This window comes from Streptomyces sp. NPDC003036, assembly GCF_040611175.1.
Classification (GTDB): Bacteria; Actinomycetota; Actinomycetes; order Streptomycetales; family Streptomycetaceae; genus Streptomyces.
On the sequence record NZ_JBEXNO010000011.1, the window covers coordinates 19,218 to 30,900 of the forward strand.

The window sequence follows — 11,683 nt, forward strand, 5'->3', positions numbered from 1 at the left end:
TTTCGAGGAGTTCCCCCCATGTCCCGTACGCCTCTGATGCGCGCCCTGCGCGACATCGCCGCCCACCGCGCCGCCGCCGAGCGGCTCGACATGCCCGTCGCCGAAGTCCGCGGCTCCACCCGCCGCCAACTCCTCCAGCGGGCCGCCGCGCTGGGCCTCGCGGCGAGCGCCGGTGCCGCCGTGGCGGCCCGGCCGACGCCCGCCCGCGCCGCCGAGACCGGCGCACAGCCCCGCATCGCCGTCGTCGGCGCCGGCATCGCCGGCCTCACCGCCGCCCTCACCCTCCGCGACGCGGGCCTCGCCTGCACGCTCTACGAGGCCAACCCCACCCGCGTCGGCGGCCGCATGTGGACGCAGCGCGACCACTGGGCGTACGGCCAGATCTCCGAGATCGGCGGCGAGCTGATCGACACCAGCCACAAGAAGATCCAGGAGCTCTGCCGCCGCTTCGGCCTGCCCCTGGAGGACTTCCTCGGCGGCGGACCCACCGGCGCCGAGGAGGTGCTGTGGTTCAACGGCACCTACTACCCCCGCCACCAGGCCGACGAGGACTTCAAGGCGGTCTACCAGCAGCTCCACCGGGACCTCCAGGAAGCCGGCGAGGTGAAGTGGAACCAGACCACCCCGGTCGGCACCGCCCTGGACAACATGTCGATATACGACTGGATCGAGAGCCGCGTCCCCGGCGGGCACTCCTCGCCGCTGGGCCGCTTCATCGACGTGGCCTACAACGTCGAGTACGGCGCCGAGACCACCGAGCAGTCGTCCCTCGCGCTCGTCCTGCTGATGGGCTACCAGACCAACCCCGGCAACTTCAACGTCTGGGGCCTGTCCAACGAGCGCTACCACATCAAGGGAGGCAACGACCAACTCCCGCGCGCCATCGCCGCCTCACTGCCCGCCGGCACCCTGCGCATGGGCTGGTCGCTGACCGCCGTACGCGCCAACTCCGACGGCACGCAGACCCTCACCTTCAGCGAGGGCGGCACCACCCGCACGGTCACCGCCGACCACACGATCCTGTGCGTGCCGCTGCCCGTCCTGCAGCGGCTCGACCTCACCCAGGCGGGCTTCGACGCGCGCATGCGGGACCTCCTGCGCGACGCGCGCATGGGGCACTGCACCAAGCTCAACATGCAGTTCGGCACCCGCCCCTGGCGCGGCACCGGGCCCTGGCCGGGCGTCTCGGCGGGTGACTGCTTCACCGACACCGACGTCCAGCAGACCTGGGACACCACCAAGATCCAGCCGGGCACGGGCGGCATCCTCATCCAGTACGCCGGCGGCACCCTCGCCAAGACCCTCACCCCGGCCGGGCCGTTCTCCACCGAGTCCGACCCGTACGTCCGCGACCTCGTCGCCCGCCGCCTGCGCGGCATCGACGCCTTCTTCCCCGGCACCTCCAAGGCGTGGACGGGCCGCGCCCAGCTCTCCGCCTGGCACCGCAACCCGTACACGCTCGGCGCGTACTCGATGTGGCCCGTCGGCTACCTGCACCGGTACGCCGGCTACGAGGGCACCCCGCAGGGCCCCGGCGGCCGCATCCACATCGGCGGCGAGCACTGCAGTTACGACTTCCAGGGCTTCATGGAAGGCGGCGCGACCGAGGGTGAGCGCGCCGCCCGGGAGGTGATCGGAAAGCTCGCCTAGCCGCCGTACGCGCCCGAGGCCGTCAGCCGCAGTGCCGTGTCGATCAGCGGCACGTGGCTGAAGGCCTGCGGGAAGTTGCCGACCTGGCGCTGCAGGCGCGGATCCCACTCCTCCGCCAGCAGCCCCAGGTCGTTCCGCAGCCCCAGCAGCTTCTCGAAGAGCCTGCGCGCCTCGTCGACCCGCCCGATCATCGCCAGGTCGTCGGCCATCCAGAACGAGCACGCCAGGAACGCGCCCTCGTCGCCGGGCAGGCCGTCCACGCCCTCCTCCGCGCCCTCGGTCGGGTAGCGCAGGATGAAGCCGTCCTCCGTGGACAGCTCCCGCTGGATCGCCTCGATCGTCCCGATGACGCGCTTGTCGTCCGGCGGCAGGAAGCCCATCTGCGGGATCAGCAGCAGCGAGGCGTCCAGCTCCTTGGAGCCGTACGACTGCGTGAAGGTGTTGCGCTCCGGGTCGTAGCCCTTCTCGCACACGTCCCGGTGGATCTCGTCGCGCAGCGCGCGCCACCGCTCCAGCGGCCCGTCCGCGTCGCCCGACTCGATGAGCTTGATCGTCCGGTCCACCGCGACCCACGCCATGACCTTGGAGTGCGTGAAGTGGCGGCGCGGCCCGCGCACCTCCCAGATGCCCTCGTCGGGCTGGTCCCAGTGGTCCTCCAGGTACCGGATCAGCTTCAGCTGGAGGAGCGAGGCGTAGTCGTTGCGCGCCAGGCCCGTCATGTGCGCCAGGTGCAGCGCCTCGGTGACCTCGCCGTACACGTCCAGCTGGAGCTGCGCCGCCGCGCCGTTGCCGACCCGGACCGGGGCGGAGTTCTCGTACCCCGGCAGCCAGTCCAGCTCCGCCTCGCCGAGCTCGCGCTCGCCGGCGATGCCGTACATGATCTGCAGGTTCTCCGGGTCGCCGGCGACCGCGCGCAGCAGCCACTCGCGCCAGGCGCGGGCCTCCTCGCGGTAGCCGGTGCGCAGCAGCGAGGAGAGGGTGATCGCGGCGTCCCGCAGCCAGGTGTAGCGGTAGTCCCAGTTCCGCACGCCGCCGATGTCCTCGGGCAGCGAGGTGGTCGGCGCGGCGACGATGCCGCCCGTCGGCGCGTACGTCAGCGCCTTCAGCGTGATCAGCGAGCGGATCACGGCCTCGCGGTAGGGGCCCCGGTAGGTGCAGTGGTCGACCCACTCGCGCCAGAACTCGGAGGTCGCCTGGAGCGCGCCCATCGGGTCCGCCAGCGGCGGCTGCGGGTGGTGCGAGGGCTGCCAGCTGATGGTGAAGGCGACCCGGTCGCCCTCCTTGATCGTGAAGTCCGAGTACGTGGTGAGGTTCTCGCCGTGCGTCTCCACCTCGGTGTCCAGCCAGATCGAGTCCGGACCGGCGACGGCGACCGTCCGGCCGTCGACCTGGTGCACCCAGGGCACCACGCGCCCGTAGCTGAACCGCATGCGCAGCGCGGAGCGCATCCGCACCCGGCCGCTCACCCCCTCCACGATCCGCACCAGCTGGGGCGCGCCGTCGCGCGGCGGCATGAAGTCGGTGACGCGGACCGTGCCCCGGCCCGGGGTGTCCCACTCGGATTCGAGGATGAGCGAGTCGCCGACGTACCGGCGCCGGTCGGCGGCCGGTGGCTCGGCGTCGTCGGCGTACGCCGGCCCGATCCGCCAGAAGCCGTGCTCCTCGGTACCGAGGAGGCCCGCGAAGACGGCGTGCGAATCGAAGCGCGGCAGGCACAGCCAGTCGGCCGTGCCGTCCCGGCAGACCAGGGCAGCGGTCTGCATGTCTCCGATGAGTGCGTAGTCTTCGATGCGCCCGGCCACGTGCATCTCCAGTCGAACGGCCACGTTCGCCCCGTGGGGCGCTTACTGGTTCAGGGGGTCAAGGGAGAATGTCAGAGCAGAATACGATGCTGCCAGCTCCTCCGTGTGATCGTCCTGGTGGGGCGGACACCTCCTTCTGAGCCGAACGGGTGCCCGACGGGTGCCCACTCTCGTGCCCGTCGCACGCTGTGCCAATCCAGCTGCCGCGCGTGCCCGGAAGCGGTCTCCCCCCGGCGCTGATACCCTGGTAGCCCGTGGACCGGTGGGCGCCGCACAACGAATCGGCGGCCCCCGAACCGCAGCGACGGCACCCCCGGAAGTCCCTGGAGACCTCCGGACCGGACGCCGGTACGCACCTCCAAACCGCGACCACGGGAGCCCCCTCTTGGCCATGCCGCCCAAATCCACGACGACCAAGCACATCTTCGTCACCGGGGGTGTCGCGTCCTCCCTCGGCAAGGGGCTGACCGCCTCCAGCCTGGGTGCGCTGCTCAAGGCGCGGGGCCTGCGGGTCACGATGCAGAAGCTCGACCCGTACCTGAACGTCGACCCCGGCACCATGAACCCGTTCCAGCACGGTGAGGTGTTCGTCACCAACGACGGCGCCGAGACCGACCTGGACATCGGCCACTACGAGCGCTTCCTCGACGTCGACCTCGACGGCTCGGCCAACGTCACCACCGGCCAGGTCTACTCGACGGTCATCGCCAAGGAGCGCCGCGGCGAGTACCTCGGCGATACCGTCCAGGTCATCCCGCACATCACCAACGAGATCAAGCACCGCATCCGCCGCATGGCGACGGACGACGTCGACGTCGTGATCACGGAGGTCGGCGGCACGGTTGGCGACATCGAGTCGCTGCCGTTCCTGGAGACCGTCCGCCAGGTCCGCCACGAGGTGGGCCGGGACAACGTCTTCGTCGTGCACATCTCGCTGCTGCCCTACATCGGCCCCTCCGGCGAGCTGAAGACCAAGCCGACCCAGCACTCGGTCGCCGCCCTGCGCAACATCGGCATCCAGCCCGACGCGATCGTGCTGCGCGCCGACCGTGACGTGCCGACCGCGATCAAGCGCAAGATCTCGCTGATGTGCGACGTCGACGAGGCGGCCGTCGTCGCCGCCATCGACGCCAAGTCGATCTACGACATCCCGAAGGTGCTCCACACCGAGGGCCTCGACGCGTACGTCGTGCGCAAGCTGGACCTGCCCTTCCGCGACGTCGACTGGACGACGTGGGACGACCTGCTGGACCGCGTCCACAACCCCGACCACGAGGTCACGGTCGCGCTCGTCGGCAAGTACATCGACCTGCCCGACGCGTACCTCTCCGTGACCGAGGCGATGCGCGCCGGCGGCTTCGCCAACAAGGCCCGCGTCAAGGTCAAGTGGGTCACCTCCGACGACTGCAAGACGCAGGCGGGCGCGGCCAAGCAGCTCGGCGACGTCGACGCGATCGTCATCCCCGGCGGCTTCGGCGAGCGCGGCGTCAACGGCAAGGTCGGCGCCATCCAGTACGCCCGCGAGAACAAGATCCCGCTGCTCGGCCTGTGCCTGGGCCTGCAGTGCATCGTGGTCGAGGCCGCGCGGAACCTCGCCGGCATCGCGGACGCCAACTCCACCGAGTTCGACCCCGCCACCTCGCACCCCGTCATCTCGACGATGGAGGAGCAGCTGGCGTACGTCGAGGGCGCCGGCGACCTGGGCGGAACGATGCGCCTGGGCCTGTACCCGGCGAAGCTCGCCGAGGGCTCCATCGTCCGCGAGGTCTACGGCGACCAGCCGTACGTCGACGAGCGCCACCGCCACCGCTACGAGGTGAACAACGCCTACCGCGCGGAGCTGGAGAAGAAGGCGGGCATCGTCTTCTCCGGTACGTCCCCGGACAACAAGCTCGTCGAGTACGTGGAGTACCCGCGCGAGGTGCACCCCTACCTGGTCGCCACCCAGGCGCACCCGGAGCTGCGCTCGCGCCCCACGCGTCCGCACCCGCTCTTCGCCGGTCTGGTGAAGGCCGCTGTGGAGCGCAAGACGGGCAAGTGACCCGCTAGCGATACGGTTGACCGGGGTACGCGCCTGATCAGGGCACGTGCCCCGGTTTTCTTGCGTACGAGGGAGGACGTCTTTCATGACCATCAAGGACACGCCCGAGGAGTGGCAGGTCACCGCGACCGAGGTGCCGTTCCGGGGGAACAAGACGAGTGTCCGCACCGACGACGTGGTCATGCCGGACGGGTCCGTCGTACGCCGCGACTACCAGGTCCACCCCGGCTCCGTCGCCGTTCTCGCCCTCGACGACGAGGACCGCGTCCTGGTGCTGCGCCAGTACCGCCACCCGGTGCGGCACAAGCTGTGGGAGATCCCGGCGGGCCTGCTGGACGTCCCCGGCGAGAACCCGCTGAACGCGGCGGTGCGCGAGCTGTACGAGGAGGCGCACGTCAAGGCCGAGCGGTGGAACGTCCTCACCGACGTCTACACCACGCCCGGCGGCTGCGACGAGGCCGTCCGGATCTTCCTGGCGCGCGGTCTGTCGGCGGCGGAGGGCGAGCGCTTCGAGGTCGCCGAGGAGGAGGCCGACATGGAGCTCGCGCGCGTACCGCTCGACGAGCTGGCCCGTGGCGTGCTCGCCGGCGACCTGCACAACACCTGCCTGGTGGTGGGCGTGCTCTCGCTGCTGGCGGCCCGGTCGGGCGACGGCCTGGACGCCCTCCGCCCGGCGGACGCGCCCTGGCCCGCGCGGCCGTTTTAATGGAGGGCTCGGTTCACCTCCGCCTGGGCATCGTCAGTGTGACGATCTGCTGATCCGAAAGAGGGACCTGTCCGCCCTGCTCCGCAGGGGTGGCCCACCCGGCTGAACTACGCTCGGATCACCCGCCGGAGACCCGGCGGGACAGCACGTGGCGCAGTGGACGGGAGCGTGACCCGTGGCGGAGCAGGCGGTGGACTTCGACGAGGGCGCTGAGCCGGAGAGCGGCCGGTTCTTCGGCCGCCAGCGCGAGTTGAAGGCACTGCGGGCCGACATCGAGACCGCCGGGCTCGACACCATCGCCGGGCGCACCACGCCGCGCCCGCGGGTGCTGCTCATCGCCGGGCGGCCGGGCAGCGGGCGCACCGCGCTCGCCGGGGAGCTCGTGCGCGGGCTCCTCGCGGAGGGCGCGTACGAGGACGGGGTGCTGCGGGCCCGGCTGACCGAGCCCGGCGGCGCGCCCGTCCCCACCGAGCGGACCGCCCGGGACCTCCTGGTCGACCTCGGCATCGAGGCGCCCGCCGGGGCCGACGAGGACGAGCTGTCCCAGCTGCTGCGCGGCGCCCTCGCCCGGCGGCGCATGGTCCTTCTCCTCGACGACGTCACCGACGCCGGCCAGGTCGCCCCCCTGCTGCCGGACACCTCCGACTGCCTGGTGGTGGCCGTCGCCCAGGGGCCGCTCACCGGGCTGCCCGGGGTGCGGCCCTGCACGCTGGGTGGGCTGGATTCCAAGTCGGCGATCGAGCTCCTCGACCGGTTCACCGGCTCCGTACGCATCACCGTCGACCCCCAGGCCGCCGAGACGCTGACCGAGCTGTGCGGCGGCCAGCCCGCCGCGCTCGTGCTGGCCGGCGGCTGGCTCGCCGCGCGCCCCATGTCGTCCGTCGCCGACCTCGCCGAACGGCTGCGGTCCCTGCCCGACGAGCCCGGCCGGCCCGCCGCGGCCCGCCCGCTCGCCCGCGCCTTCCGCCTCGCGTACGAGGCGCTGCCGCCGCCGGCCGCCCGGATGCTGCGGCTCCTCGCCCTCGCGCCGCTCGGCCTCGCCGACGCGCAGACCGCCTCCGCGCTGGCCGGCTGCTCGGTGTCGGCGGCCCGCTCGACGCTGGAGGGCTTCGTCGCCTTCGGGCTCGTACGGGACGGGGACCGGGGCGGCCAGTACGAGGTCCCCGGCTGTCTCGTACCGCTGCTGCGGGAGCTGCTGGAGAGCGAGGACCGGCCCGCCGAGGTGCAGCTGGCGCGGGCGCGGATGCTGGAGCGGACCGTGCGGCTGCTCCAGTCGTGCCGGGCGGTCACCGAGCCCGAGGGCTCCATCGCGCGGCGCAGGCTCGCCGGGCTGCCGCGCGCCCTGCGCTTCCCCAGCGTGGGCACCGCCAGCCAGTGGCTGCGCACCCGGCAGCCCGCGCTGCTGGCCTCCGCCCGGCTCGCGGTCGCCGACGGGGAGCTCGACACCCTGGCCCGCCGGCTGATCGCCGCGCTCGTCCGGGCGCTCACCGCGCACCGGGGCCCCGAGACGGCGGCGCCCGAGCTGTACGGGCTGCACCAGCTGGTCCTCGACGTCGCCGAGCGGCGCGGCCTGCACCGCGAGCGGGCCGCCGCCCTGCTGAACCTCGCCGACCTGGACGCCGCGACCGGCCGGACCCAGGACGCCCTGGTGCGGTATCGCGCGGCGCTGGACGCCGGACGCGACGCGAACGACCCGTACGCGACCGGCCGGGCGATGGAATCCGTAGGGGGCGCGTACCAGGAGCTGGGGGACTGGCAGCGGGCCGCCGACTGGTACGGGCGGGCCCTCTCCCAGCGCCTCGCCCGCGACGAGCGCGCCGACCAGGCGCGGCTGTACGGCAGGCTCGGCGCCGTACACACCTATGCCGGGCGGTACGGCGAGGCGCTGCGCAGCTGGCGGGCGGCCGCGGCCGGATATCGCCGCCTCGGTGATCTCCCGGGCCACGCACGGGCGTTGAGCGAAGTCGCCAGGGTCCAGGAGTACGCGGGCCGGCCGCACGAGTCGCTGCGCACCTGCGAGGAGGCGATCGAGTGGGCCCGGCGCGCCGACGACATGCGGCTTCTCGCCGCGCTCCAGCTGCGGCTCGCCGACACGCTCGACCGGCTCGGCGATCCGGCGGCGGCCCGGCTGCACCGCGTGGCAGCTGATCGACTGCTGGGAACGGAAGGATCCGCCTACGAAATCCGCAGTGCTTCAGCCAAAGATTAGGTCTTTGCAAGGCTAGACAACGGGAAGTCCTTCAATAGACTGGGTGAGCCGCGATTGACCGCGGTCTATCCCGATGCGTCCAATGCATCCGGGTATGTATTGCATTGCCCCCAGTACCCCCCGAGCCAAGGACCGTGATCGACGTGAAGGTCGGCATCCCCCGCGAGGTCAAGAACAACGAGTTCCGGGTGGCCATCACCCCCGCCGGCGTGCACGAGCTCGTCCGCAACGGCCACCAGGTCTTCATCGAGCAGAACGCCGGCGTCGGCTCCTCGATCACGGACGACGAGTACGTGGCCGCCGGCGCGCAGATCCTGCCCACCGCCGACGAGGTCTGGGCCACCGCCGACCTGCTGCTCAAGGTCAAGGAGCCCATCGCGGAGGAGTACCACCGCCTCCGCAAGGACCAGACGCTCTTCACCTACCTGCACCTCGCCGCCTCCCGCGAGTGCACGGACGCGCTGCTGGCCTCCGGCACCACCGCCATCGCGTACGAGACGGTCGAGACCGCGAACCGCGCCCTGCCGCTGCTCGCCCCGATGTCCGAGGTCGCGGGCCGTCTGGCCCCGCAGGTCGGCGCCTACCACCTGATGCGCTCGGCCGGCGGCCGCGGCGTCCTGCCGGGCGGTGTCCCCGGTACGCACGCGGGCAAGGCCGTGGTCATCGGTGGCGGTGTCTCGGGGTGGAACGCCACCCAGATCGCCGTCGGCATGGGCTTCCACGTGACCCTGCTCGACCGCGACATCAACAAGCTGCGCGAGGCCGACAAGATCTTCGGCACCCAGGTGCAGACGGTCGTCTCCAACGCCTACGAGCTGGAGAAGGCCGTCGTCGAGGCCGACCTCGTCATCGGCGCCGTCCTCATCCCGGGCGCCAAGGCCCCGAAGCTGGTCACCAACGAGCTCGTCGCCAAGATGAAGCCCGGAAGTGTCCTTGTCGACATTGCGATCGACCAGGGCGGCTGCTTCGAGGACTCCCGTCCGACCACGCACGCCGAGCCGACCTTCCAGGTCCACGACTCGGTCTTCTACTGCGTCGCCAACATGCCGGGCGCCGTCCCGAACACCTCGACGTACGCGCTGACCAACGCCACGCTGCCGTACATCGTCTCGCTCGCCAACAACGGCTGGGTCGAGGCGCTGCGCCGTGACGCCTCGCTCGCCAAGGGCCTCAACACCCATGACGGCAAGGTCGTTTACAAGGAGGTCGCCGAGGCCCACGACCTGGAGTACGTGGACCCCGCCACCTTCATCGGCTGACGAGCCCGGGCTGACGGGGACCGACCGTCAACGGTCGCCGTCAACCTCACACATCCGGCCGGACCTTGGCAGCAAGGTCCGGCCGGACGTGTGTCCGGACGCTTCCCGACCCTCGTTCAAGTCGTCTCGAACGTAACCCTTTAACCGTTTCGCACACCCGGGAAACGTGTCGATGAGTGGCTGTGCGCCCTTGACAGAGGAGTGTTTCTTTGCCGACACATCGGCCCGCGTCCGGGCGATTGTGTTGCTGCGGAGCGGTGACACGCCATAGAGTCGCCAACCGTCGGCATGGTGCCACGCTGACCTATCGATAAGTCCCCTGGCCACTTCCAAGGAGGTAAGACGACTTGTGAATGAGTCGACATTTACTCCAGGAGGTGGACAGCCAGGATCGGTCGGCGATGCCGGTTCCGTCGCTGTCCGCACCTTCGCGACCAGTCAGACCGGCCCGCAGCACCTGACGACAGCCCACACGATGAAGATGATGGACGGCCAACACGTGAACGCCATGGCCGGCAACGAGAGTGGCCGAGAGTCCACCCACTTCGCCGCCTACGACGAGGTGCCCGAGGGGCACTTCTACGACCCCGACGCCGAGTACGAGCCCGATCCGGAGTACGCGGCCACCCTCGCCCCGGACGCTGCCCGCCAGCGCCGCGAGCGGATCGGCCCCACCGGACGGCCCCTGCCCTACTTCCCGATCCCGGGCCCGCTGACCGACCACGGCCCCGCGAAGATCATCGCGATGTGCAACCAAAAGGGCGGCGTCGGCAAGACGACGTCGACCATCAACCTGGGCGCCGCGCTCGCGGAGTACGGACGGCGGGTCCTGCTCGTCGACTTCGACCCGCAGGGCGCCCTGTCGGTGGGCCTCGGCGTCAACCCCATGGAGCTCGACCTCACCGTCTACAACCTGCTCATGGAGCGGGGCATGTCGGCGGACGAGGTGCTGCTGAAGACCGCTGTGCCCAACATGGACCTGCTGCCCAGCAATATCGATTTGTCTGCGGCGGAAGTGCAGTTGGTGAGCGAGGTCGCGCGCGAGTCCACGCTCCAGCGGGCCCTGAAGCCGCTGCTGCCGGACTACGACTACATCGTGATCGACTGTCAGCCCTCGCTCGGTCTGCTGACCGTCAACGCGCTGACGGCCGCTCACAAGGTGATAGTGCCGCTGGAGTGCGAGTTCTTCGCGCTGCGCGGGGTGGCCCTGCTGACCGAGACCATCGAGAAGGTCCAGGAGCGGCTCAACCCCGACCTGGAGCTCGACGGCATCCTCGCCACGATGTACGACTCCCGCACCGTGCACAGCCGCGAGGTGCTGGCCCGGGTCGTCGAGGCCTTCGACGACCACGTCTACCACACGGTGATCGGCCGGACCGTGCGCTTCCCGGAGACCACGGTCGCCGGTGAGCCGATCACCACGTACGCCTCGAACTCGGTCGGCGCGGCCGCCTACCGCCAGCTCGCCAGGGAGGTGCTCGCCCGGTGTCACGCCGAGTGAGTCTGCCCGGTGCCGACGAGCTGTTCCGTACGACCGGGGGCATGGCGCTGCAGGCGTCGACCCCCAGGCGCCAGGCGAGCGCGGCGAACGGCGAGCCGCGCGTGCCGGCGCCGGCGGGTGAGAGCGACCCCGCGGCGGCCGCCTCCGCCGCTCCGGTCCCCCCGGAGGAGCACGCGGCCGCCGAGGCCGAGGCGTCCGAGCCCCGCAGCCGCGAGGCCGAGCCCGCCCCCGCGAAGCAGGCCGCGGCCGCCCCGGCGCCCCGGCGCCGCGGCCGGTCCGCGAGCCGGCGGCCCAGCGGGCGCGAACGCCACGACGAGAAGATCACGGTGTACGTCTCCGCCGAGGAGCTCATGGACCTGGAGCACGCGCGCCTGGTCCTGCGCGGCGAGCACGGGCTCGCCGTCGACCGCGGCCGCATCGTCCGCGAGGCGGTCGCCGTGGTCCTGGCGGACCTGGAGTCGCGCGGCGACGCGAGCATCCTCGTACGGCGGCTGCGCGGGCGCTGACGGCGCCGC

At 71.6% G+C, this 11,683-nt stretch carries 8 protein-coding genes; 7 read left to right on the plus strand and 1 reads right to left on the minus strand.

What is annotated here, in order from left to right:
• Nucleotides 1-18: 18 nt before the first annotated feature.
• Nucleotides 19-1,650 (plus strand): NAD(P)/FAD-dependent oxidoreductase, encoded by a 1,632-nt coding sequence (locus ABZX67_RS10530; RefSeq protein WP_355356992.1) that lies wholly within the window; start codon nt 19-21, stop codon nt 1,648-1,650.
• Here ABZX67_RS10530 and ABZX67_RS10535 read toward each other — a convergent pair.
• Nucleotides 1,647-3,452: a glycoside hydrolase family 15 protein gene (locus ABZX67_RS10535; RefSeq protein WP_355357281.1), complete on the minus strand. Its 1,806-nt coding sequence runs from the start codon at nt 3,450-3,452 to the stop codon at nt 1,647-1,649. The two genes, ABZX67_RS10530 and ABZX67_RS10535, sit on opposite strands and share 4 nt — an antisense overlap.
• A gap of 391 nt (nt 3,453-3,843) precedes the next feature.
• Here ABZX67_RS10535 and ABZX67_RS10540 point away from each other — a divergent pair, with 391 nt between their 5' ends.
• From ABZX67_RS10540 to ABZX67_RS10565, 6 genes are all read left to right on the plus strand, one after another.
• Complete coding sequence (locus ABZX67_RS10540) at nt 3,844-5,493, plus strand: CTP synthase (RefSeq protein ID WP_355356994.1); 1,650 nt, start codon at nt 3,844-3,846, stop codon at nt 5,491-5,493.
• A gap of 85 nt (nt 5,494-5,578) precedes the next feature.
• On the plus strand, nt 5,579-6,199 hold the full coding sequence (locus tag ABZX67_RS10545) for an NUDIX hydrolase (protein WP_355356996.1): 621 nt from the start codon (nt 5,579-5,581) through the stop codon (nt 6,197-6,199).
• Between the two features lie 175 nt (nt 6,200-6,374).
• On the plus strand, nt 6,375-8,408 hold the full coding sequence (locus ABZX67_RS10550; protein ID WP_355356998.1) for a tetratricopeptide repeat protein: 2,034 nt from the start codon (nt 6,375-6,377) through the stop codon (nt 8,406-8,408).
• A 143-nt stretch (nt 8,409-8,551) separates the two neighbouring features.
• On the plus strand, nt 8,552-9,667 hold the full coding sequence (gene ald / locus ABZX67_RS10555) for an alanine dehydrogenase (RefSeq protein WP_355357283.1): 1,116 nt from the start codon (nt 8,552-8,554) through the stop codon (nt 9,665-9,667).
• 475 nt (nt 9,668-10,142) lie between these two features.
• Complete coding sequence (locus ABZX67_RS10560) at nt 10,143-11,168, plus strand: ParA family protein (RefSeq protein WP_355357000.1); 1,026 nt, start codon at nt 10,143-10,145, stop codon at nt 11,166-11,168.
• Entirely contained in the window at nt 11,165-11,674 is a 510-nt protein-coding gene (locus tag ABZX67_RS10565) for a hypothetical protein (protein WP_355357285.1), read from the plus strand. Before ABZX67_RS10560 ends, ABZX67_RS10565 begins: the two co-directional genes overlap by 4 nt.
• The last annotated feature ends 9 nt before the right edge of the window (nt 11,675-11,683 follow it).

What these genes read in the sequence shown, in the direction of transcription:
- ABZX67_RS10530 (WP_355356992.1), top strand. Translation starts at nt 19, where the DNA reads ATGTCCCGTACGCCTCTGATGCGCGCCCTGCGCGACATCGCCGCCCAC.
- ABZX67_RS10540 (WP_355356994.1), top strand. Translation starts at nt 3,844, where the DNA reads ATGCCGCCCAAATCCACGACGACCAAGCACATCTTCGTCACCGGGGGT.
- ABZX67_RS10545 (WP_355356996.1), top strand. Translation starts at nt 5,579, where the DNA reads ATGACCATCAAGGACACGCCCGAGGAGTGGCAGGTCACCGCGACCGAG.
- ABZX67_RS10560 (WP_355357000.1), top strand. Translation starts at nt 10,143, where the DNA reads ATGAAGATGATGGACGGCCAACACGTGAACGCCATGGCCGGCAACGAG.